We start from the raw sequence: 22,251 nt of genomic DNA, 5'->3' as shown, positions 1-22,251 counted from the left end.
GTGGCCGTCGACTCCGAGCGGCCGATGGCCAGGCGCCAGGTCGCGCTGGTGGACCTGCTGGACCGGCTGCTGGGCTCGGGCGTGGTGCTCGCCGGCTCGCTCACCCTCGGGATCGCCGACGTGGACCTGGTGCGGATCGACCTGCGCGCCCTGATCAGCTCGGTCAACGAACGCGTCCCCTCGCCGTGGGAGGGAGGGAACCCCCTGTGACGACACGCCGCCTCGACTTCGACCCCGACACCGTGGAGCGCGACCTCGCGGCACTGGTGCTGACCATCGTCGAGCTGCTGCGTCAGCTCGTGGAGCGCCAGGCGCTGCGCCGGGTGGACGTCGGCGACCTGAGTGAGGACCAGGAGGAGCGCATCGGCATGACGCTCATGCTCCTGGAGGACCGCATGGAGCTGCTGCGCGAGCGCTTCGGCCTGACCCCCGAGGAGCTGAACTTGGACCTCGGCCCGCTGGGTCCCCTGCTGCCCACCGACTGACAACTGCTAGACCTCGCCTATGCACGACGCCTTCTCCTCTTCCCTGGGCCAGGGCTGGCCGCAGCTCGCCGACCTGGCCCTGGCCTTCGTCCTGACGTCGCTGATCGGTCTGGAGCGGCGGGCCAAACGCAAGAGCGCGGGGCTGCGCACCCATGCGCTGGTGGGGCTCGGCGCCGCCTTGTTCATGCTGGTGAGCAAGTACGGCTTCACCGACCTGATGGACGCCGACAACGTCTCGTTCGACCCGTCGCGGATCGCCGCCCAGGTCGTCTCAGGCGTCGGCTTCCTGGGCGGCGGGCTGATCTTCGTGAGGCGGGACGTGGTGCGGGGGCTGACCACGGCCGCGATCGTGTGGGTCTCCGCCGCCGTGGGCATGGCGTGCGGTGCCGGGCTGCCGCTGCTGGCGCTCGCCGTCGTGGCGCTGCACTTCCTCACCGTGTGGGGCTTCACCAAGCTGGGCGAGCACCTTCCCGACGTGGAGCCGAGCCGCCTGCTGCTCACCTACGAGGAGGGGCGCGGGGTGCTGCGCACCGCGCTCGGCCACTGCACCGAGCGCGGGTTCGCCGTCACCGAGACACAGGCCACGCAGGACGGTGCCGGCGACGACGCGGCGCCGACGCCGCGCACCCGGCTGACGCTCGCCGTCGCGGGGAAGGGGTCGGTGCCCGAACTGGTGGCGGAGCTGATCGAGATTCCCGGAATGCTCGCCGTGAACGCCCGTCAGCCCGGGATGTCGGGCGAGTAGACCCGGCGGGCGCCAGGCGACCGCCTGCCCGGCTCACCCGGGCGCCCGCTGATCGGCGGCCGCACGTTTCCCCTCGTCCCGTACGGAAACCCCGTCGTATGACACGCGAGCCGAAGGGGGCTTGAGCACATGAACGCGGACGTCACCCAGACGGCCATGGACCTCGCCGCCCGTGACCACCTCGTGGGCCTCGCGCCCCTGATCATCGGGTTGCTGATCGTCTGCGCGCTGATCGCGGCGGTCTGGCTGGGCATCCGGGTGAAGAACCGCGAGCCCGAGCCGCCGGAACCCGAGGACCAGCCGCACCTGCCCGAGGAAGGGCCGACCGACGAGATCGTCGCCAACCGGGAGCCGGACGAGATGCCCAGGGACGGTGTCCGCCGGCTGCCGCACGACGGGGTCCACGACACCGGCGACCGGGAGGACCACCCCGGCGAGCCGCCGCGCCGCAAGAAGTGGGAGCCGGGACAGAGCGGGTCCTTCGGCAGCGGCGGCCCCGGCTGATCCCGGCCGGCTCGGCCGGAACCTCGAAGGGGCACGCCCCGGATCCACCGCAACGGGTGGATCCGGGGCGTGCCCCTTGCTGCTGCCCCTCCGGTCGCCGCCGCGGCATGCGCCGGCCTGGCGCCGGGGCCCCTCAGGGGGTGATCAGCGCCGCGAACGGGCCCGTGATGTCGGTGCGGGTGGGCGGCACCGCCGCGGCGAGGGACTGGAGGAGCAGGCCGTCGAGCACCCGGGAGAGCGCCCGGGCGGTCTGCTCGTCCGTGTGCGCGCTCAGCACCTCGCGCTCGGTCTCGGCGTACAGCAGCGCCGAGTCGCGCAGCTCGGGGCGGCGCATGGCGGCGGTGGACAGTTCGAAGGAGAGCACCAGCTCGGCGCGGTGGTCGCGCAGCTGGCTGACGACGAGGTCGGCCAGCGCCTCGACCAGCTCGCCGGGGGAGACCTCGCCCAGCGACTCGCCCCACTCGTGCAGGGCGCGCGCGTAGCGCTCGCTGAGCCTGCGGATGGCCGCGTCCAGCAGGTCGTCGAGGGTGGCGAAGTAGTAGGTGGTCGAGCCGAGGGGTACGTCCGCCTCGCGGGCGACCGCGCGGTGGCTGAGCCCCGTGATGCCGTTCTCCAGCAGGATCCGTTCGGTGGCGGCCATGATCCGCTCCCGGCGCTCCGGGTCGGCGGGACCCCGCTTGGCTCCCATGGGAAGTCCGCCTCCCTCCGATTCCGGCGACGATTTTGTGTACCCTAGTACAGAGTTTATGTACGGCCGTACACAAAAAGCGTTTGACAGAAACGGAGACACCCCTCCCATGGCACCCGAGGCGAGTGTGAAGGCCGGACCGCGCGAGTGGGCGGGGCTGGTCGTCCTCACACTGCCCGTGCTGCTCATCGCCATCGACCTGACCGTCCTCGGCTTCGCCGTCCCCGCGCTCAGCGAGGACCTCGCCCCCTCCAGCACCCAGCTGCTGTGGCTCGTGGACATCTACTCCTTCGTCCTCGCCGGGCTGCTGGTGACCATGGGCACGCTCGGGGACCGCATCGGCAGGCGCAAGCTGCTGATGGCGGGCTGCGCCGGATTCGGCGCGGCCTCCGCACTCGCCGCCTACGCCCCCAGCGCCACGGCCCTGATCGGTGCACGCGTCCTGCTCGGTGTCGCCGGCGCCACGCTCATGCCCTCCACGCTCTCGCTGCTGCGCAGCATGTTCCGCGACCAGCGGCAGCGCCTCGTCGCCGTCGCCGCCTGGGGCTCCGCGTTCAGCGCCGGATCGGCGCTCGGGCCCGTCGTCGGCGGCGTCCTGCTGGAGCACTTCTGGTGGGGCTCGGTCTTCCTGATCAACCTGCCGCTGGTCGTGCTCGCCCTCATCGGGCTGCCGCTGCTGGTACCGGAGACCAAGGACCCCGCTCCGGGCCGCTTCGACCTGCCCAGCGCGGCGCTCACCCTGCTGACGGTGCTGCCCGTCGTCTACGCCATCAAGACCTTCGCGCACGGCGACGAGCTGAAGGCCCTGCCCTTCCTGGTGGTCGGGCTGGCCTTCGGTGCCGTGTTCGTACGCCGCCAGCGGACCCTGGCCGACCCGCTGATCGACCTCTCGCTCTTCCGCATCCGCCACTTCTCCGCCGCCATCGTCACCAACATGCTCGTCATCTTCGTGATGGCCGGATCCCTCTTCTTCATCCCCCAGTTCCTCCAGCTCTCCGAAGGGCTCTCGCCCCTGCGCGGCGGACTGATGCTGCTGCCGGGCGCCGCCTTGTCGGTGGCCTCCGGATTCTTCGCGGCGGCCGCGGCGCGCCGCGCCGGGCTGCGGCAGCTGATCAGCGCGGGACTGGCGACGGCCGCGCTCGGGTTCGCCGCCATGACCGCCGTGCCGCTGGGACACGGGGTCGCCGTGGTCGTCCTCGCCTTCTGCCTGGTGAGCCTGGGCGTGGGAACGGTCATGACGCTGACCAACGACATGGTCCTCTCCACCGTCCCGCCCGAGCGGGCCGGCGCCGCCTCCGCCGTCTCCGAGACGGGCATCGAGCTGGGCGGCGCGCTGGGTATCGCCGTGCTGGGCAGCGTGCTCACCTCGGCGTACCGCATGGGCCTCGACCCGGTGGACGGGGTGCCGTCGCGCGTGCTGGAGGCCGCACGCGAGACGCTCGGCAACGCGCTGGCGGCCGCCGCACGGCTGGGCGGTGAGCCCGGCAGGGTGCTGGCGGCAGAAGCCAGGGACGCCTTCGCCACGGGCATCCGCTTCACCGGCATCGCCGGCGCCGCCCTGCTGGTGGTGGCTGCCGCGCTGGCCTGGGTGCTGCTGCGCCCGCGGCCCGGACACAGCGGCCACCACGGCGAGGCCGGCGCCTCCCACCACGAGCAGCCCGATGCCGTGCGCGGACAGACGCACGGGCAGCCGGACACCAGGCACTCTCCCCGCGCGTGACGCCCCAGCCCCCTCCTCGGGGGTGAGGCCGGGGACCTGCCGGCACCCGGCCACACAGGCGGCAGGGCCCCGCGGAAGTCTCCGGGGCCCTGCCGTGTGGACGTGTTCACCTGCCGGTGGCGCTCACGCCGCGCCGCTCCGCAGCTCGGGCAGCGTGCTCGCGGTCAGCGGCCGGGGCCCGGCGTCGGGGTCGACGAGGAGCACGTCGCAGGCGGCGGCGTGGGTGAGCGCCGCGGTGAAGCTGCCGTCCGCGAACTGGGCGAGCGCGCCGCGCGGCGAGCGGCCGACCGTGACGGCGCGGGCCCCGACCTCGGCGGCGTGCCGGGCCAGCACACGCCCCGCGGCGGCGTGGTCGCCGACGCTGTCGAGGACCTGCCCCGTCGCGGGAACGCCGCCGGCGGCGAGCCGGTCCAGGTGGGCTTGCACGGCCGCGCGCGCCTGCTCGGCGTCCTCCGTCTCGACGGCCTGCTCCTCGACGACGGCGGACTGCCTCACGTGGACGACTTCCAGGGGGCTCCCGGAGTGCTCCGCGTACCGGGCGGCGGTGTCCACGATCGCGGCGGCCCGCGTGTGGGCGCCGACGGCCACGATGACCGGGGGCGCGCCGCCCTCGCCCGCCGCGTCACCGACGGGCAGCAGGGCCGGGGTGACGGGCTCCTCCGCCTCGGGGCCCGCCTCGGCCTGGCGCAGCAGCCGGTGGCCGCTGGCCAGGACCGGGATGGCGAGCAGGAAGGTGGCGGCGCCCAGGTAGAAGGGGACGCTCAGGTCGGTCGCGTCGGCGAGTTTGCCGGCCACGTAGGGGGCCAGGCCGCCGCCGATGAAGCGCAGGAAGCCGTAGGACGAGGAGGCGACGGGGCGCTCGACCGGGGCGACGAGCATGACGGCCTGGGTGGTGAGCGTGTTGTTGATGCCGATGAACGCGCCGCTGACGATGACCGCCACGATCACCGTCGACGGTGTGGTGACCCCGGCGGCGATCACGGCCATCACGATGCCGAGGCCGAGCAGGTTGGCGTAGAGCACCGGCGCCGTTCCCCAGCGGGCCTGAAGGCGCGGGGCGAAGAAGACGCTGAAGGCGGCCACCAGCAGGCCCCAGCCGGTGAAGACGAGCCCGAGCTCGTGGGCTTCCAGCTCCATGGGGTACGGCGCGTAGCCGAGCATGGTGAAGAAGCCCCAGTTGTAGAGCAGGGCCATGATGCCCATGGTCAGCAGGCCGCGGTGGCGCAGCGCCTTGAGCGGGGCGAGCGCGGAGGTGGGCCGCGCCGGTTTGGGGAGGTTGGGCACGAAGGCGATCGTGGCCGCCAGCGCGATCGCCATGAGGACGGCGACACCGAAGAAGGGGCCGCGCCAGCTGATGGCCCCCAGCTCGCCGCCGAGCAGGGGGCCGACGGCGATGCCGAGCCCCAGTGCCGTCTCGTACAGGATGATCGCGCCGCCGAAGCCGCCGCTGGCCGAGGCGACGATCACGGCCAGCGAGGTGGCGATGAACAGGGCGTTGCCCAGCCCCCAGCCGGCCCGGAAGCCGACGATGCCGTTGATGGATCCCGAGGCGCCGGCCAGCGCCGCGAAGACGACGATGACCGACAGGCCTATGACGAGGGTGCGTTTGGCGCCGAAGCGGCTGGAGAACCAGCCGACGATCAGCATGGCGACCGCGGTGACGATCAGATAGCTGCTGAAGAGCAGGGAGACCTGGCTGGGGGTGGCGTCGAGGCTCTCGGCCAGTGCGGGCAGGATCGGGTCGACCAGTCCGATGCCCATGAACGAGATCACGCAGGCGAACGCGACGGCCCACACGGCCTTGGGCTGCTTGAAGGGGCTGGCGGCCTTTCCTTGCGGTGCACTCATGTGTGCTTCTCTTCCGGGACGTTGGCGGATGCGGGGACGAGGGACGGGACGGAGGGGCGAGGGGGCGAAGGGGAAGGGCGCGGGGTCAGGGAGCGGGCCTGCGGTCCTGGATCGCGCGGGCGAGCGCGGGCAGCGCGAGGCGCACCGCGCGCTGTTCGGGCTCGCTCAGCTCACCGAGGAGCTCTTCGAGCGCCTGGGCGCGCTCGGCGCGGCGCCGGTGGAAGAGTGCGAGGCCCGCGTCGGTGACCTCCACGAGCACGCCGCGGCCGTCGCTGGTGTCCGCGGTGCGCCGGATGAGCCCGGCGCGCTCCATCCGGGTCATGAGCTGGGTCATGTTCGGCTGCGAGACGCCTTCGGCCCTGGCCAGTTCGGTCAGCCGCTGCGGGCCCTCGCGGCCGAGGCGGGCCAGCGCCTGGCCGGCCGCGGTGCTCAGGTCGCCCGCGGTGGCGCTGCGGCGTACGTAGCGGACCATCTGCTCGACGGCGATGATCAGCTCGTCCGGCTCCTCGGGGGAAGCCGGCGAGTCCATAACCCGCTTATGCATGCACACATCATGCACTTCTGTGTACGGTGAAACAAGTTTTCCGGGGGTAGGCCCGCGGGGCCGCCGGAGGTGTGCGCCGGGCACAGGGCCTGCCCGGTCCGGCTATCAGGGCCGCCCCGAAAAGCACCCGTCCCGGCGACAGCCGACTGCGTCGAACGGCCCAAGCCGCCCGCGTGCCGCGCCCGCGCACCCCGTCCCAGGGCGCGCACGGACGCACGATCGTGCCATGACTCAGGCCGTACGAAAGAGACGGGCGGCGGCTCCACTGGCCGCGCTGCTGTGCGCCGCGGTGCTCGCCGGTGGCGCGCCGCACGCCACGGGGGCCGCCCAGGCGAAGGGCCCCTCCGAGGCCGCGCAGCCCCTGCCCGACCGGATCGCCGCCCTCTACCGCGAGGCCACCGCCGCCTCCGCGCGGTTCGAGGCCGCCCAGCGCAAGGCGTCCGCACAGCGGGTGGCCGCCCGGCACGCCGCACGCGCCGTCCACCGTGGCGAGCGGCGACTGCGGACCCTGCACAGGCAACTCGGCGCCGTGGCACGCCTGCAGTACCAGCAGGGCGGCTGGGCCCCCAGCACCCGCCTGCTGACGACCTCCTCGCCCGAGGCCCTGCTCGGCAAGCTGCGCTCGCAGCGCCAGGGCGACCACGCTTTCCGGCGGCTGCTGCACACCACCAGGGACACTCAGCACCGGCTCGTGCGCGACCGGGCGCACGAACGCTCCCTGCTGGGCAGGCTGAAGGCGGACGCCGCACGGCAGCAGCGCGCCGCGCGCACCGTCGAGCGGCGGCTCGCGCAGGCCAGGGTGCGGCTGCGGCAGGAGCGCGCGGACCGGGCGGCACGCGCCGCTGGTCCTGTGACGCGCGCGGCGCTCCAGGCGGTGCCCGCCAGTTCGTCCGGGGGCTGCGCCTACAGCCCTCCGCCGGCCAAGCGGGGGCACAGCGGCGCGAAGTGGGTGAAGCCCGTGAAGGGCTACACGCTCTCCGCGGGGTTCGCCTCCTCGGGCAAGCGCTGGGCGCACAGCCACACGGGGCAGGACTTCGCCGTGGGTGTCGGCACCCCGGTGCGGGCGGTCGGCGCGGGGACCGTCGTCAAGACGGAGTGCGGCGGCCCGTTCGGCAACCACATCGTCATCCGGCACGCGAACGGCTACTACACCCAGTACGCGCACCTCTCCCGCATCCAGACCAAGAAGGGCGCCCACGTGCGCGCGGGGGAGCGGATCGGGCTGTCGGGCAACACGGGCAACTCGACGGGTCCGCACCTGCACTTCGAGGTCAGGGTCACGCCCGAGGTCGGCTCCGGCGTCGACCCGGTGCCGTGGCTGCGCAACCGGGGTGTGGACGTCTGAGGCGTCCGTTTCCCGCCGAGCGGCGCGGAGGGGCCCGGACCCGAGGTCCGGGCCCCTCGCCGTGCGCGGTCGGGGGTGCGCCGTGGCGTGGGCTGGGGTCGCGGCTCTGGACAGCCTTTGACGCGGCGTGCTCCCATGTGTACTGCGCGTGTTCCAACACGATCCGACAGCGCTCCACAGAATCGGACGCCAGCAGTGCGCTCCGAGTGCACTCCGACAACGATGTCAGGGCGTGAAGTCCGGCTGATGCCCGGCTCGAAGGCCTGCTCGACTGTCCGCCGGACCCGCACGGAACACACCACCGCACCCATCCGGAGGCCCCCGTGAGACGCGCACACCCCTGGCCGGCGGTGCTCACCGCCGCCCTCGCCCTCCTCGCCCTCCTGGCCGCCGCGCTCGGCTCCTCGCCGCCTGCCGCGGCCGCGGCAGGCGACCCACCCGCGGTACACGGTCTCAAGGGCGAGTACTGGACACAGAGCGCCCCCGGCGCCCACGACTTCGGCACCCTCCAGGCCACCGCCTTCGACCCCGCGCTCGACTTCGACGACCTGGAGCCGCGGCTGTCCGAGCGGGCGGGCCGCAGCGACCACGCCAGCGTCCGCTGGACCGGCCGGCTCACCCCGGACAGGACGGGCGCGCACACCTTCCACGTCACCGGCGACAACGGGTTCCGCGTGTGGGTCGGCGACGAGCTCGTCATCGACCACTGGGTCGCCGACTGGGACAAGGAGATCACCTCCGAGCCCGTCGAACTGACCGCGGGGCGGGCCTACGACCTCAAGGTCGAGTACTTCGAGGAGGACGGCGGCTCCAACCTCCACGTGCGCTGGAGGCCACCCGGCGGTGAGAAGGCGGACCTGCCGCGGTCCGCCCTCACCCTCCCCGACGGCTTCGACTACGACGGCCCTGTCGAGGCGCACGTCCTCGCCTCGGGGCGCACCCTCCAACTCCGCTTCCCCCAGCGCCTCGCCGCACCGCCCGCCGCTCTGCGCGACCACCTCGAGGCCGTCATCGGCGGCGCCGAGTGGCCGCTGGGACAGCCCAGGCTCGACGCCGACGATCCCTACGGGCTCCTCGTGCCGCTCACCGAGCCCGTCGTCGGCCGGGGCGGAACCGCCGAGCTGCGCTACGACGGCGAGGGCGGTCTGGCCGGCGCGAACGGTGAGCCGGTCGGCGCCTTCTGGGCGAGCGGCGACAACCGCTCCGAGCACCAGCTGTCCACCCGCTGGGCCGAGGACGTCGGCCCCGGCAACGCACTGCCCGAGTACCCCAGGCCCCAGCTGAAGCGCGACGAGTGGAAGAACCTCAACGGCACCTGGCAGTTCGCGGCAGCCGAGAAGGGCCAGGCGCCGCCGGTCGGGCGCGATGCGCGGCTGGACGAGAAGATCCTGGTGCCCTACCCCGTCGAATCCCGGCTCTCCGGTGTCGAACGGCACGAGGAACGCATGTGGTACAAGCGGACGTTCTCCGTGCCCGAGGGCTGGAAGGTCGGCGAGGGACCCCGGCACAAGCGGCTGCACCTCACCTTCGACGCCGTCGACTGGCAGGCCACCGTCTACGTCAACGGCGAGCGCGTCGCCACGCACAAGGGCGGCTACGACCGCTTCACCGCCGATGTGACCGACGCGCTCAAGCCCGGCGGCCGCCAGGAACTCGTCGTCGGCGTCTACGACCCCACCGACGACGCCGAGGGCCCCAACCCGCCCGTCGGCAAGCAGCGGCTGAGCCCCGAGGGCATCTGGTACACGCCCTCCTCCGGCATCTGGCAGACCGTGTGGATGGAACCGGTCGCCGCCGACCACACGACCGACGTGCACACCGCCCCCGACCTGTCCGGCGAACAGGTCTCGCTCACCGCGCGCGGCGTGCGCGACGGCGTGCCCGTCACCGCCGTCGTCCACGACGGGAAGAAGGAGGTCGGCCGGGCCACCGGCAGCGGCGCCGAGCCCTTCGACGTACCCGTACCCGACCCGCACCTGTGGTCGCCCGACGACCCGCACCTCTACAGCCTCACAGTGCGGGTGGGCGAGGGGCGTTCCGCCGACACCGTGGAGAGCTACTTCGGCATGCGCGAGATCTCCGTGGAGACGGTCGACGGCAAACGGCGCATGGTGCTCAACGGCGAGCCCGTCTTCTCCATGGCCACACTCGACCAGGGTTTCTGGCCCGAGAGCCTGCACACGGCGCCCACCGACGAGGCACTCGCGTTCGACCTGCGGCAGCACAAGGAGATGGGCTTCAACTCCGTACGCAAGCACATCAAGGTCGAACCCGACCGCTGGTTCTACCACGCCGACCGGCTCGGCCTGCTGGTGTGGCAGGACATGCCCTCCATGCGCTCGGACCGCACCCCCGACAGCGCGGCCCGCGCCCAGTACGAGCACGAGATGCGCCAGATGATCCGGCAGCACGACAGCCACCCCTCGGTGATCATGTGGGTGACGTTCAACGAGGGCTGGGGCCAGTACGACCAGGCCCGCGTCGCCGACTACGCCAAGGGGCTCGACCCGACGCGGCTGGTGAACAACATGAGCGGGCACAACTGCTGCGGCGCGGTCGACGGCGGCAACGGCGACATCTCCGACGCGCACGGCTACCCGAGCGCACAGCTGCCAGGGCCCGACGGGCGACGGGCGCTGGTGAGCGGCGAGTACGGCGGCCTGGGGCTCGCCGTGCCGGGCCACGCCTGGCCCGTGCGCCACACCTACGTCGGGGTGGAGAAGGAGGCCTACACCGACGCGTACCTGGCGAAGCTGGCCGAGATCGAGCAGTTCGCCGCCTGCGAGGGCAGCAGCGGTGCCGTCTACACCCAGATCACCGACCTGGAGGGAGAGTTGAACGGCCTGCTCACCTACGACCGCCGGGTCGTCAAGCCGGACGCGGGCCGGCTGAGGGCGGCCCACGAGAAGCTGATCGAGGGCGTCGCCGAGTCCTCCCTCACCTGCGAGCGGTAACCGCAGGGCCCTGGGCCGGTTCGCCGCCCGCTGCCTTCCCCGCCCCGCGCGGCGGGGAAGGCAGCGGGATCCGGACGGCCGCGTGAGCCCCGCAGCCCGGTCAGACCTTGCGGTGCATGCCGATGGACCGCGGTGCCGTCTCGACGAATCCGAAGCGGCTGTAGAGGTGGTGCGCGTCGCCGTCGGCGATGAGGGAGACGTAGGCGCCCGCGGGGGCGCGCCGCTCCAGTGCGCCGGTCAGCTCCGCCATGATCCGCTTGCCGAGGCCCTGGCCCTGGTGCGCGGGCAGGACGCACACGTCCGCGATCTGGAAGCAGGAGCCGCCGTCGCCGATCACCCGCCCCATGCCGACGATGCGCCGGGTGGCCTCCTCGCCGCAGCCGGGCACCGCCTCGACCACCACGCCGTACCAGGTGCCCGGCAGGCCGTGTGCCACGGCCTCGGCGGACCTCGGCCCCATCCCGCACGCGTGGCGGAGCGCGCGGAAGGTCTCGACATCGGGGACACCGGCTCCGACCTCATAGGTGTAATGGTCAGCGCTGCTATTCATGGCTTACACGCTAGCAGTGACGGGCGGCTGCCCACGCGTCGCCGGGGTGCTCGGCCCTCCACGGACCCGCAGCGACCCGAGGCGCCTCCCGCCCGGCTCTCAGGCCCGTACCGGCCAGTTTCTGACCGCTCCTGGCGGCTCCCACCGCCCGCGGCCGGTTCACCGCCGCCGTTCGGCCAGCGCGCCGACGGCCGCGGCCACGGCACCCGTGCCGTCCTCCGCGCGCACCCGGGCCGCCACCTGCCGGGCGCGGCGGGCGTGGGACGGGTCGCGGACGGCGGCCACGAGCGCGGCGGCGAGCCGGTCGGCCGTCAGAGCGCGCAGCGGCACCGCGCGCGGCGCCACGCCCAGGGCGACCAGGCGCGACGCCCAGAAACCCGCGTCGAACTGGACGGGCACGGGCACGGCCGGCACCCCCGCGCGCAGCCCCGCGGCGGTCGTGCCCGCGCCGCAGTGGTGCACCACAGCGGCCATGCGGGGAAACAGCAGGGAGTGCGGCACCTCCTCGACGGCCAGCACGTCGTCGGCCTCCCGGGCCCGCAGGCCGGCCCAGCCGCGCTGCACCACCCCGCGCAGCCCCGCGGCACGCAGCGCCCGTACCACCGTCGCGCCGGTGTGCTCGGGGTCGGGCACCGTGGCGCTGCCCAGGCCGACGAAGACGGGAGGTCCGCCCGCCGCGAGGAACGCCTCGACCCGGTCGGGCAGCCGCGCCCCGGGCGGGTCGTGAGGCCACCAGTAGCCGCACACCTCCAGGCCGGGCCGCCAGTCGCGCGGCCTGGGCACCACCGCGGGGCTGAACCCGTGCAGCACGGGCCACCGCTGCCGCTCCCGCGCCCGGTGGCGCACGGCACGGGAGGCACCCGGCGCAGCGGCGGGCAGGTCGCGCAGGGTGGCCCGTACCGTCTCGGCGAAGACCCGGTCCAGCGCGAGGTTCCCCAGGTGTCCGGTCAGCAGGTTTCCCCAGGGGCCGTACGAGCGTCCGCGGAGCACCGGGGGGCCGAACTCCCGCGTGGCGTGCAGCGGTTGGAGGAAGGCACCGAGGCTGGGCACGCCCAGGCCCTCGCCCAGCGCGTGGCCGAGCGGCGCCAGCGAACTGGAGCACACCAGCGCGTCGCTCTCGCGGGCGAGCGCGGCCAGTGGCGGCGCCATGTCACCGACCAGCGCCCTGGCCATGGCGAGCAGCCGCAGCGCCTTGCCCGCCCCGGTGGAACTCGCGTGCAGGGCCCGGCCGCGCCCGGACTCCAACTCGGCGCGTGGGTCGACGGGCAGCGGACACAGACCCACCCCGGCCGCCTCGACCAGCGGGCCGAAGGAGGCGTGGGTGGCCACCGTGACCTCGTGCCCGGCGGCGGCCAGGCCGTGCGCGAGGCCCGTGTAGGGCGCGATGTCCCCACGGGAGCCCGCCGTCATCACCGCAACGCGCATGGCTCCAGTATCCGCGAAGGGCGGTCAGGCGGGTCGCCGTTCGCGCGGCGGTGGCACGCCGCGTTCCGCAGCCTTGGAGGGTGCCCCGGCCCCCGGCGCCGCTCTCAGCCGTGGGCCATCGTGCGGTTCATGGCGAGGTTGGACACCAGCAGCCCCCCGTCGACGGGCAGCGAGACGCCGGTGATCCAGGCCGCGTCCGAGGACGCCAGGAAGGCGACGGCCGCCGCGATGTCGGACGGCTCACCGACGCGGCCGAGGGGATAGTGGGCCGAGACCTCCTCAAGCATCGCGGCCCGCTCCCGCCACACGTCGGTGCGGACGGTGCCGGGTTCGACGAGGTTGACCCGCACGCCCCGTGGGGCCGACTCGACGGCGAGGGTGCGGGTCAGGGAGGCGAGCCCGGCCTTGGCGGCGCTGTAGGCGTGGTCGCCGAAGTGTGCCTCGGCGTTCACGGAACCGACGCTGACGATCGCCCCGCGGCCCGGGGCCGCGGCCAGCAGCGGCAGCGCGGCCCGGGCGCACCGGGCCGCGCCGTGCAGGGTCACCTCGAAGTCCTCGTACCAGGCCGCCTCGTCCCACTCCTCGAAGCGGTCAGGGTCGCGGTGGCAGGAGTAGGCGTTGTTGACCAGCACGTCCAGCGAGCCGAAGGCCTCGGCGGCGCGGGCGACGGCGGCCTCGACGGCGGCCGCGTCACGCACGTCGCAGCCCTGCGCCTCGGCGATTCCGCCGTCGGCGCGGACGGCCGCCGCCACCGCGCGGGCGCGCTCCGCGTCCAGGTCGGTGACCAGGACGCGGGCGCCCTCCGCTGCGAGGCGGCGTGCGACGGCCGCTCCGATGCCCTGTCCGGCGCCGGTCACCAGCGCCGCGTACCCCTCGAATCGTGTCATCCGATCATGCTAGAAGTGCTCTCCTCCCGAGGGACAGGCTCCGTACGGGCCGCGACCCTGTTGTGCTGCTCCTCCCACTGCGCCAGCGCCAGCGCGCAGGCGTGGTCGACGTGCCGCAGTCTGCCCAGCCGCAGCTCCACGCGGCGGTCGGCGGGCAGCGCCTCCAACTGGTCCTGGAGCTTGGGAAGCCGCAGGAAGGTGGCGTTGCCCAGCACCGTGACGCGCAGCGGCCGCCCCTCGCCCGGGTCCTCGGTCTCCACGTGGACGTGCGAGGTCTCCCACGCGGTCTTGACCACCGCCATCAGCAGCCCCAGCAGCACGCCCTTGAACATGTCGGTCAGGACGATCGCCAGCGCCGTGACGGCCAGAACCACGGCCTCGGCCCGGTGCTCGCGCCACATCGGCCCCAGGTCTTTGAGGGGGATCAGCTTCCAGCCCGCGTGCAGCAGCACCCCGGCCAGCGAGCAGAGCGGGATCATGCCGAGCGCGGCGGGGAAGACCGCGGCGAACAGCAGCAGCCAGACGCCGTGCAGCACGCGCGAGGCCTTCGTCCGCGCTCCGGCCGACACGTTCGCCGAGCTGCGGACGATGACCGCGGTCATCGGCAGCGCCCCGAGCACACCGCACACGGTGTTGCCGGCGCCCTGGGCCATCAGCTCCTTGTCGTAGCGGGTGCGCGGGCCGTCGTGCAGCCGGTCGACGGCCGCGGCGCTGAACAGCGACTCGGCGGAGGCGATCAGGGTGAAGGCCACAACGGTGCTGAGCATGCCGACGGAGGCCAGGGAGGAGAAGTCGGCGAGGCCGGGCGGCTGGATCGAGTCGAAGAGGCCCCGCACCTCCACCCGTGCCACCGGCAGGTCGCCTACGGCGGTCACGCCCGTGGCGAGCAGGACGGCGGCCAGCGGCGCGGGCAGCACCCGCGCGGCGGCCCGCCACCTGGGCCACAGCAGCAGCACCGCCACGGTGGCCGCGCCGAGGCCGACGGCGATCAGGGCCTCGTTGTCCGCCGCCGTGTCCACCAGCAGCGCGCCCAGACCCAGCAGCTTGTCGGGGCCGCTGCCCGGCGCCTCGGCGTCGGCGAGCGCGTAGAGCTGTCCTGCGATCAGCACCAGCCCGATCCCGGCGAGCATGCCCTGGACGACGGAGACGGAGATGGCGCGGAACCAGCGGCCCAGCCGCAGCGCGCCCATCAGCAGTTGCAGCAGCCCGGCGGCGAGCACCAGCACTCCAAGGCCGCTGAGCCCGAAGGTGCGTACGGCCTCGAAGACGAGCACCGTCAGCCCCGCGGCGGGGCCGCTGACCTGGAGGCTGCTGCCGGGCAGCAGCCCGGTGACCAGCCCGCCCACGATGCCGGTGACCAGCCCGAGTTCGGCCGGGACACCGGAGGCGACGGCGATGCCCACGCACAGCGGCAGGGCGACGAGGAAGACGACGAGTGAGGCGGTGAAGTCGGCGCGCAGGCTGCCGCGGCTGCGCAGGGGGTTGAGCCGGGCGGCCAGTCGTGAGCCGCGGGTCGTGTGGTTCGTGTGCGTCATGGCGGAACCCCTCAGAGCGCGAGGAACGCGTCGGTGCGCGTGTCCAGTTCGAGCACCTGGCCGGTGTGGACCGTGTAGAACCAGCCGCGCACCCCGAGCTGACCGGCCGCCTCCCGCTCGGCCACGCACGGGTAGCCGCGCAGCCGTGCGAGCTGGACGCGTACGTGGCGCTGGACGGCGGCGGCCACGTCGGGGCCGCCGGGTGTCCCGCCGTCGCCCGCCAGCTGCGCGCGGGGCGCCAGTTGGGCGCTCAGCCAGCCGTCGACGGCGGGCACGCCGGCCAGATCGTCGCCCCGCGCCCGGGCGCCGACCGCCCCGCAGTGCGAGTGGCCGCACACCACGATCTCGGGCACCTTGAGCACACACACCGCGTACTCGATCGTGGCGGCCTCGGCGGTGGGGTGCCCGGTGGCGTAGGGCGGTACGACGTTGCCCGCCGTGCGCAACTCGAACAGCTGCCCTGGCAGGGCTCCGGTGAAGACGGCGGGTTGGACCCGCGAGTCGGAGCAGGTGACGAAGAGGGCTTCGGGGGACTGGCCGTGTGCCAGCCGCGCGTAGCGCTCGGCTTCGTCGGCGCGGTCACGGACGCGTGCGGGGAAGGCACGCGTGTAAGGGAGTAGAGAGCGCATGTGATGACCTTGTGTTCCGGTGGGACTGCGGTGAGTGAGTCGGAAACGGCAGCCCGCAGCGGACCCCAGGTCGCGTCGCCGGACGTCATCGTGCGATGTCGTGCGATGTCGTGCGGTGCCGGACAGTGCGGTTCCTTGCCGGGCATCGCCAGACGCCGCCGGGCACCGCCGGATGTCGCCGGTCGGGGGCGGGGGTCACGCGTGCACGGGGGCCGTGGCCGTGCTCAGTGCCGGAACACCTGGTGCAGGACGGGGACCTCGACGGATCTGCTCCACGGAACGCCCGCGCTCCCGGTCTCGGGAAGCGCGCTGGTGTGCGTGGCGGCCAGGGAGTGGGCCAGGCGGCAGCCCGCGAACAGCGGGCGCTCGCCGGGAGGCGGTGGCGAGGTGGGGGTGCGTGCGGCGCGGCGTGCCTGGCAGCCGGTGTTCTCGTGCTCCACCTCGCCCGGCGCGGAGAGCGCCGAGGACTGGGCGGCGGTGGGTGCGCGTTCGGCCGTCGCCGACGGGAGGGCGCTCGCGCCCTGGGCTGCCAGCAGCACGGCGAGGAGCAGCGCGAAGGCGTGGATCCACGCCCGTGCGGCGGTCACGCAGCGACGCATGGCCCCCCTCCCGGTCCGCCGGTCACGTCGTCAGGTCCCCATCGTCGCCCACGCGGTGTGACGAACCACCGCGCTTTCGGTGAACAACCGGTGAACTCGCCCTGGAGGAGTGGAGTCTTTCGCCCGCCCCCCTTTCTTTTCGGCCGCAACGGCCGGAAGTCGCCGAAGCACGGGCCGGTACGACTGGTCGATATCCGAACTGCTGTGCCCGTGACCGGTGCGGTTCAGCCCTTGAAGGCGCCCTGCAACAGGCCCGCGACGAAACTCCGCTGGAAGAGCACGTACACGATCGTGATGGGCAGCATCACCAGGATCGTGCCCGCCGCCAGCATCGGTACGTCCGTGTTGTTCTGCCCCACGAAGAAGCCGAGCCCCGCAGGTGCCGTGCGCTTGGTCGCGTCCTGGATGAGCACCAGCACCAGCAGGAACTGGTTCCACGACCACATGAACACCAGCACCCCCAGCGTCGTCAGGGCGGGGCGCGCCAGCGGCAGCAGCACGCGGAAGAGCACCTTCCACGAGGACGCCCCGTCGATCCGTGCCGCCTCCACCAGCTCCGGGGGAGTGGTGCGAAAGTGCGTCCGCATCCAGAACACGCTGAACGGCAGGAACAGCGCGATCTCCACCAGGATGACCCCCAGATAGGAGTCGGTCAGCCCGATGCTGCGCAGGTCGAAGTAGAGCGGGACGACGATGAGTTCCACCGGGATGGTCAGCCCGGCCACGAACAGCGCGGCCACCCCGTCGCCGCCGGGCAGCCGCATCGTCCCCAGCGCGTATCCGGCGAGCCCGGCCAGCACCAGCGAGGCGGGCACCACGCCGACGGCGATGAGCGCACTGGACCGCATCAGCGAGGAGAAGCCCGCCACCGTCCAGGCCTGCCGGTAGTTGTCCAGGCTCCAGTGCCGCGGCCACTCCATGCCCACGACCGGCTCGCCCGAGGGCTGCATGGACGCCAGGAAGACGCTGAGGAACGGGACGACGACAGCGACAGCCCCCGCCGTCAGCAGCACGTACCCGGACCAGCGCTCCGTCCGGTACGCGCCGGCCGCCTGGTTCATGCCCGCGCCCCCACGCCTCACGTCCGCTCCGTCCGCGACAGCCGGTTGATGATGTAGACCAACCCCAGGATCAGCAGGCTCAGCACCACTCCCAGCGCCGACGCCAGCCCCACCTTCCCGTCGGTGAACGCCAGCTTGTAGACCAGCAGCCCCGGCACGGTGGTCTCCTCGCCGGGGCCGCCGCCGGTGGTGACGTAGACGATGTCGAAGCTGGCCAGCGCCGCGACCGTGGTCACCGTCAGCGCCACCGCCAGCTCGCCGCGCAGCTGCGGAAGCGTCACCGAGACGAACTCCCGCACCGGGCCCGCGCCGTCCAGCCGCGCCGCCTCGTACAGCTGCGGGTCGATCTTGTGCACCCCCGCCAGGAACAGCATCATGCACAGCCCGCTGAGCACCCAGGTGCCCACCAGCCCCACCGCGACCAGCGCCCAGTCGAAGTCGCCCAGCCACGGCCGCGCCCAGCCGCCGAGCCCGATCCCGCCCAGCGTCTCGTTGATCAGCCCGTCCTCGCCGTACAGCCACCGCCAGGTCACCCCCACCGCGACCAGCGGCACCACCTGCGGCAGCATGAACAGCAGCCGGTAGACGCCCAGGCCCCGGCGCCGGGATCCCGCACCCCCGAGCGAGGCCCGGGGGAGGGAGAGCAGCCCCGTCATCACCAGGCCCGCCAGGATCGGCAGGAGAGCGAAGAAGACGACGAGGACCAACGCGTTGAACACCGCGCCGCGCAGCGCCGGATCGCTGAACACCTCCCGGTAGTTGCGCAGCCCCGCCCACTCGCCCAGCGTCACCCCGTCCCACTCGAACAGGGACAGGTAGGCGGTGTGCAGCGCGGGCAGCACCGCGAACGCCAGGTAGACGGCGGCAGCGGGCAGCACGTAGAGGTAGCCGCGCCAGGCGCGGCCCGCACGGCGCCCGCCTCGCCCGCGCCGCGCCCGCGGGCCCGCGGCCGCCGTCACCGCCCGCTCCCGTACTGCTCGTCCCACACGTCCTGGAGCGAGGCCAGGTAGGCCTTCGGCGTCGTACGGCCCGCGAGGAGCTTCTGCACACCGGCCCGCAGCGGGTCGAGCATGCCCGGCGCGGTGAAGTCGGGGAAGTGGTTCATACCGTCGTCGTCGGTGACCCGCCGGTGGGCCCGCGCCACGTCACCCAGCACGCCCTGCGGCGTGGGCACGGCCTCCTCGTCGGCCGGCAGGAAGCCGTTCGCGGCGACGATCTGCTGTGCCTCCTTCGACGCGAGGAAGTCCAGGAAGGCGCCGGCGGCGCGCGGATGCCCGGTACGGGAGGAGATCGCGTAGGAGACGCTGAAACCCGAGGAGACGGCACGCGCACCCTCGCGCGCGGCGGGCATCAGGAAGAAGCCCGCCTTCTTCCCCATGGCCTCCGACAGCTGCCCCGCCGCCCAGTTGCCGTTGACCAGGAAGACCCCGCGGCCGCGTACGAAGGCGCCGGTCGAGTCGTTCTGCGTGGTCCCGCCCGCGGCCTCGTCGACATAGCCCTTACGGCTCCACTCCACCAGCTTGGCGGTGGCCGCCAGCGCCTCCTCGGTCTCGATGGTGGCGCCCTCGGCCCCCTTGACCCAGGCGCGGTACTTCTCAGGCTCCATCGCGTTGTTGAGCAGTGCCGCCCACAGGTGCAGCCCGCCCGAGTCGAGCGCGCCGACACTCAGCGGAGTCATCCCGGCCCTCTTGACGGCGGCGAGCTGCCGGTCGAACTCGGCCAGGGTGCGCGGCGGGCGGGTGATCCCCGCCTCCCGCGCCAGCTCCTTGTTGTAGTAGATCCCCGTCATGGACAGCCCGGCGGGTACCCCGTACAGGTGATCCCCCTCGGCGGCGCGCTCACCGGATCCGGTGAGCTGGTCCAAAGCGGCCGCCGGGAACTTCTTCCGCCAGCCGTAGGCGTCCCGGTACGGGCCCAGATCCAGGATGTCGCCGCGCGCGGCGATGTCGTCCATGCCGACGGCGAACTGCGCGAGGTCAGGCGCCGTGTCCGAGGCCATGGTGAGCTTGACGCTCTTCACGTAGTCGGCGAACTGCGTGTACCGCGGCTCGATGGTGACGTGCGGATGCCTCTTGTGGAACGCCGCCGCCAGCGCGTCCACCAGCGCGGGAGCGTCCGCGAAGGCGAGGGAGAGGGTGATGTCCTCCTGCGGGACGGCCGTGCCGGACGGCACCGTCCTGGGCCGGTCCGGGTCGGCCGCCGTCCCCGGGGTCAGCGCGCCACAGGCCGTGACCAGCACGGCGAGCAGCGCGAGGAACACGGGCGCACGTGTCCGCGTGGCGATGCCGTGCCCGTCCATACGCGCCCCCGTCCAAGCGTCCGCGGCTGCGAGCGGGTCAGGACCGTACCAGCGGTGCCCCGCACCGGCCAGACCGCCGGGTGCCGTGCGGGAACCGGTGCCACTATGGAGACAGGCCCCCCGAATGTGGAGGAAAAATGTTCGAACCGGACGACATCCGGGAGTGGCGCGGGCACGACGTGGTCGACGAGAGCGGCAGCCGGATCGGCTCGCTGGAGTCGGTGTACGTGGACACCGCCACCGACCAGCCCTCCTTCGCCACCGTGACCGTGGGCATGCCCACCCGCCACCGCCTGGTCTTCGTTCCGCTGGCCGGAGCCACCGTCCACCCCGGGTGCCTCAAGGTGAAGTACCCCAAGAGCCAGGTGAAGGACGCCCCGTCCCTCGGAACCGACGACGTGCTCGCCGCCGAGGACGAGCCGTCCGTCTTCGCGCACTACGAACTGGAGTACGTCCCCGGCGCGGGCGGCGAACGCCGCCTGGCGCGCCGCTGAGCAGGGGAGGGTGAGATGGCGCTGTTCCTGTTCCTGGTCCTCGTCGCGATCGCGCTGGGCATCCTCGGCGCGGTCCTCAAGGGCCTCTTCTATCTGCTGATCATCGGTATCGTCGTCGCCCTGATCGCCTTTCTGTGGGCGGCCTACCGCATCACCACCCGTACCGGCAGACGTCGCGTGCGGTGACCCGGCGGGGCCCTGCGAGGCCCCCGCCGGGTCCTCATGCCGAGCGGGCCGCGCCGTCCTCATGCCGAGCGGGCCGCGCCCCGCCGGGCGCCCCTGAGCGCGACCGCGCTCCTGGGCGGCGCCCCGCGTCGAAGGGGGCAGGCTCCGCCCCGCTCGCCCCGGGGGAGCCTTGAGCGCTTCCGCTCCGTGCGGCCCGCTGCCGAGGGCGCGCGCCGCGAGGGGCGCCCGCAACCGTGGAACCCGCTGGGGGGCGTCCGTGTGGACGACCCGTCCGTGATCCGCGACCCGCTGTCGAGCGGATCCTTCTGGCGCCGGGCAACGACCTGGCGGCCGGCATGGTCCGAGAGGGTCACCCGCAGCCGAATGGCGGAACGTGCCACCGGCTCTCGCTGAGACGCCGGCGAGGGTCGGCTCCCTCGTGCCGAGACCGGCCGCCGGTGTGGCCCCCCCCGTGCACAACCTCGGGCTGGTCCCGTCGCGGTTCCCCGGCCCTGCTGACCTGGGGCCGGCGGGTTGGCGATCAGCAGGGTGGGACAGGCCAGGCGGAGCCCGAGGCGGGCGAAGATGCGGGCGACCGCCGCGTAGGCGCCGGCGTTGGCGTAGGAGAACGGTGCGCACCCACGCTCGCGAGTGTGGGCGCTCAGCCCTGCCGTGACGGCAGCACTCGGGGCCGGCGAGCGGAGTTCCGTTCGAGATGAAGGCGGCGACCAGCGTCTCGTGGCCGCCCACCCCGAAAACAGTGCGAGCGGGCGAACTCCCCACGGCAGCAAGACATCTGGCGGCAGCGGCGCCGGCACGACAGGGTGTACCCCAACGGAACTCGACGTGATCGGAGCACTTGTGAACGACAGTCACCGCACGGAGCGCAGCGGACGCGACCTCGGCCTGGGAGTGCCGCACTCCGCCCGCATGTACGACTACTACCTGGGCGGCAAGACCAACTACGAAAAGGACAGGGCGGGTGCGGAGGAGGCGCTGAAGGCCTGGCCCGCGGCCCGCAGCGCCGCCCGCGCCAACCGCGACTTCATGCACCGCGCCACCCGGGCCCTCGCCCGGCAGGGCTTCCGCCAGTTCCTCGACATCGGCACCGGCATTCCCACCAGCCCCAACCTGCACGAAGTGGCCCAGGCCGCCTGCCCCGAGGCCCGTGTCGTCTACGCCGACAACGACCCCATCGTCCTCACCCACGCCCGTGCGCTCCTCGACAGCACTCCGGAGGGCCGTACGGAGTACGTCGAAGGGGACATCACCGCGCCCGAGTCGATCCTCGGCGACGGTGCGCTGACCCGGACGCTCGACCTCGCAGAGCCGGTCGTGCTCTCCGTCAACGCCGTGCTGCACTTCGTGCCCGACGACCGCGACCCGTACGGCATCGTCGCGCGGCTCCTCGCCGCGCTGTCGCCCGGCTCGGCGCTGTGTCTGACCCATGTCACCGCCGACATCGACCCCGCGGGCGTCGGCCGGCTGGTGGACATCTACAACGCCAAGGGCGTCCCGACCCAGGCCCGTAACCGTGCGGACGTCGAGAAGTTCTTCACCGGCCTCGACCTGCTCGAACCCGGTGTCCACCTCGCGCACAAGTGGCGCCCGGAGAACCCCGCGGTGCCCGCCCAGGCCGGTACCGGCGATACCGCGGGGGTCACCCGACTCGACGCGGTGACCGACGGTCAGGTGAGCCTGTGGGCGGGCGTCGGCATCAAGCCCGCGTAGACCGGCCCCGCACCGGCGGACGGCGCGTGGGCGGCGTGGGCGG

Annotated in this window: 22 protein-coding genes; 10 read left to right on the top strand and 12 right to left on the bottom strand. The window is 73.4% G+C overall.

Annotation, left to right across the window (positions count from 1 at the left end; translation table 11 throughout):
• Nucleotides 1-24: 24 nt before the first annotated feature.
• From MMF93_RS06455 to MMF93_RS06440, 4 genes are all read left to right on the top strand, one after another.
• The gene (locus tag MMF93_RS06455; protein ID WP_242757304.1) at nucleotides 25-210 is read left to right on the top strand and encodes a gas vesicle protein; all 186 of its coding nucleotides are present in this window, start codon (nucleotides 25-27) and stop codon (nucleotides 208-210) included.
• Entirely contained in the window at nucleotides 207-485 is a 279-nt protein-coding gene (locus MMF93_RS06450; RefSeq protein WP_114013570.1) for a gas vesicle protein K, read from the top strand. The genes MMF93_RS06455 and MMF93_RS06450 overlap by 4 nt, the downstream gene beginning before the upstream one ends.
• A gap of 19 nt (nucleotides 486-504) precedes the next feature.
• Nucleotides 505-1,230 (top strand): MgtC/SapB family protein, encoded by a 726-nt coding sequence (locus tag MMF93_RS06445; RefSeq protein ID WP_242750112.1) that lies wholly within the window; start codon nucleotides 505-507, stop codon nucleotides 1,228-1,230.
• A 129-nt stretch (nucleotides 1,231-1,359) separates the two neighbouring features.
• A complete protein-coding gene (locus MMF93_RS06440) occupies nucleotides 1,360-1,734 on the top strand; it encodes a DUF6479 family protein (RefSeq protein WP_242750111.1) in 375 nt (124 codons plus the stop codon).
• A 133-nt stretch (nucleotides 1,735-1,867) separates the two neighbouring features.
• On the opposite strand, the gene MMF93_RS06435 is transcribed toward MMF93_RS06440, so the two are convergent.
• Entirely contained in the window at nucleotides 1,868-2,422 is a 555-nt protein-coding gene (locus MMF93_RS06435; RefSeq protein ID WP_242750110.1) for a TetR/AcrR family transcriptional regulator, read from the bottom strand.
• Between the two features lie 109 nt (nucleotides 2,423-2,531).
• Between MMF93_RS06435 and MMF93_RS06430 the strand changes: the two genes are divergently transcribed.
• A complete protein-coding gene (locus MMF93_RS06430) occupies nucleotides 2,532-4,142 on the top strand; it encodes an MFS transporter (RefSeq protein WP_242750109.1) in 1,611 nt (536 codons plus the stop codon).
• Between the two features lie 123 nt (nucleotides 4,143-4,265).
• Here MMF93_RS06430 and MMF93_RS06425 read toward each other — a convergent pair whose 3' ends face one another.
• Both MMF93_RS06425 and MMF93_RS06420 read right to left on the bottom strand, forming a co-directional pair.
• Complete coding sequence (locus MMF93_RS06425) at nucleotides 4,266-5,990, bottom strand: MFS transporter (RefSeq protein ID WP_242750108.1); 1,725 nt, start codon at nucleotides 5,988-5,990, stop codon at nucleotides 4,266-4,268.
• Nucleotides 5,991-6,075: 85 nt separating this feature from the next.
• A complete protein-coding gene (locus MMF93_RS06420) occupies nucleotides 6,076-6,534 on the bottom strand; it encodes a MarR family winged helix-turn-helix transcriptional regulator (protein WP_242750107.1) in 459 nt (152 codons plus the stop codon).
• 226 nt (nucleotides 6,535-6,760) lie between these two features.
• Here MMF93_RS06420 and MMF93_RS06415 point away from each other — a divergent pair, with 226 nt between their 5' ends.
• Both MMF93_RS06415 and MMF93_RS06410 read left to right on the top strand, forming a co-directional pair.
• Entirely contained in the window at nucleotides 6,761-7,879 is a 1,119-nt protein-coding gene (locus MMF93_RS06415; RefSeq protein ID WP_242750106.1) for a M23 family metallopeptidase, read from the top strand.
• Between the two features lie 323 nt (nucleotides 7,880-8,202).
• Entirely contained in the window at nucleotides 8,203-10,833 is a 2,631-nt protein-coding gene (locus MMF93_RS06410) for a PA14 domain-containing protein (protein ID WP_242750105.1), read from the top strand.
• A 100-nt stretch (nucleotides 10,834-10,933) separates the two neighbouring features.
• On the opposite strand, the gene MMF93_RS06405 is transcribed toward MMF93_RS06410, so the two are convergent.
• The 9 genes from MMF93_RS06405 to MMF93_RS06365 form a co-directional block, all read right to left on the bottom strand.
• Complete coding sequence (locus MMF93_RS06405; protein WP_242750104.1) at nucleotides 10,934-11,383, bottom strand: GNAT family N-acetyltransferase; 450 nt, start codon at nucleotides 11,381-11,383, stop codon at nucleotides 10,934-10,936.
• Between the two features lie 159 nt (nucleotides 11,384-11,542).
• On the bottom strand, nucleotides 11,543-12,808 hold the full coding sequence (locus tag MMF93_RS06400) for a glycosyltransferase (RefSeq protein ID WP_242750103.1): 1,266 nt from the start codon (nucleotides 12,806-12,808) through the stop codon (nucleotides 11,543-11,545).
• A 104-nt stretch (nucleotides 12,809-12,912) separates the two neighbouring features.
• Nucleotides 12,913-13,695: an SDR family NAD(P)-dependent oxidoreductase gene (locus MMF93_RS06395; protein WP_242750102.1), complete on the bottom strand. Its 783-nt coding sequence runs from the start codon at nucleotides 13,693-13,695 to the stop codon at nucleotides 12,913-12,915.
• Nucleotides 13,692-15,230 carry a SulP family inorganic anion transporter gene (locus MMF93_RS06390; protein ID WP_242750101.1) on the bottom strand — a complete coding sequence of 513 codons (1,539 nt, stop codon included), beginning with the start codon at nucleotides 15,228-15,230 and terminating at the stop codon, nucleotides 13,692-13,694. The genes MMF93_RS06395 and MMF93_RS06390 overlap by 4 nt, the downstream gene beginning before the upstream one ends.
• An 11-nt stretch (nucleotides 15,231-15,241) precedes the next feature.
• Nucleotides 15,242-15,859 carry a carbonic anhydrase gene (locus tag MMF93_RS06385; RefSeq protein WP_242750100.1) on the bottom strand — a complete coding sequence of 206 codons (618 nt, stop codon included), beginning with the start codon at nucleotides 15,857-15,859 and terminating at the stop codon, nucleotides 15,242-15,244.
• A gap of 224 nt (nucleotides 15,860-16,083) precedes the next feature.
• Nucleotides 16,084-16,458: a hypothetical protein gene (locus tag MMF93_RS06380; RefSeq protein WP_242750099.1), complete on the bottom strand. Its 375-nt coding sequence runs from the start codon at nucleotides 16,456-16,458 to the stop codon at nucleotides 16,084-16,086.
• Between the two features lie 224 nt (nucleotides 16,459-16,682).
• On the bottom strand, nucleotides 16,683-17,540 hold the full coding sequence (locus MMF93_RS06375) for a carbohydrate ABC transporter permease (protein WP_242750098.1): 858 nt from the start codon (nucleotides 17,538-17,540) through the stop codon (nucleotides 16,683-16,685).
• Nucleotides 17,537-18,478: a carbohydrate ABC transporter permease gene (locus MMF93_RS06370; RefSeq protein WP_242750097.1), complete on the bottom strand. Its 942-nt coding sequence runs from the start codon at nucleotides 18,476-18,478 to the stop codon at nucleotides 17,537-17,539. Before MMF93_RS06370 ends, MMF93_RS06375 begins: the two co-directional genes overlap by 4 nt.
• On the bottom strand, nucleotides 18,475-19,818 hold the full coding sequence (locus MMF93_RS06365) for an ABC transporter substrate-binding protein (RefSeq protein ID WP_242750096.1): 1,344 nt from the start codon (nucleotides 19,816-19,818) through the stop codon (nucleotides 18,475-18,477). Before MMF93_RS06365 ends, MMF93_RS06370 begins: the two co-directional genes overlap by 4 nt.
• Nucleotides 19,819-19,955: 137 nt before the next feature.
• On the opposite strand from MMF93_RS06365, the gene MMF93_RS06360 reads away from it, so the two are divergent.
• The 3 genes from MMF93_RS06360 (at nucleotide 19,956) to MMF93_RS06350 (ending at nucleotide 22,208) form a co-directional block, all read left to right on the top strand.
• Nucleotides 19,956-20,312, top strand: a complete 357-nt coding sequence (locus MMF93_RS06360) for a PRC-barrel domain-containing protein (protein WP_242750095.1) — start codon at nucleotides 19,956-19,958, stop codon at nucleotides 20,310-20,312.
• A 15-nt stretch (nucleotides 20,313-20,327) separates the two neighbouring features.
• Entirely contained in the window at nucleotides 20,328-20,498 is a 171-nt protein-coding gene (locus MMF93_RS06355) for a hypothetical protein (RefSeq protein ID WP_181856226.1), read from the top strand.
• Nucleotides 20,499-21,323: 825 nt separating this feature from the next.
• Nucleotides 21,324-22,208 carry an SAM-dependent methyltransferase gene (locus MMF93_RS06350; protein ID WP_423835363.1) on the top strand — a complete coding sequence of 295 codons (885 nt, stop codon included), beginning with the start codon at nucleotides 21,324-21,326 and terminating at the stop codon, nucleotides 22,206-22,208.
• Nucleotides 22,209-22,251: the final 43 nt, after the last annotated feature.

Source organism: Streptomyces tubbatahanensis (genome assembly GCF_022699385.1).
GTDB classification, from domain to species: Bacteria; Actinomycetota; Actinomycetes; order Streptomycetales; family Streptomycetaceae; genus Streptomyces; species Streptomyces diacarni.
The sequence above is the reverse complement of the archived record's forward strand: the minus strand, read 5'-3'. Positions and strand labels throughout refer to the sequence as shown.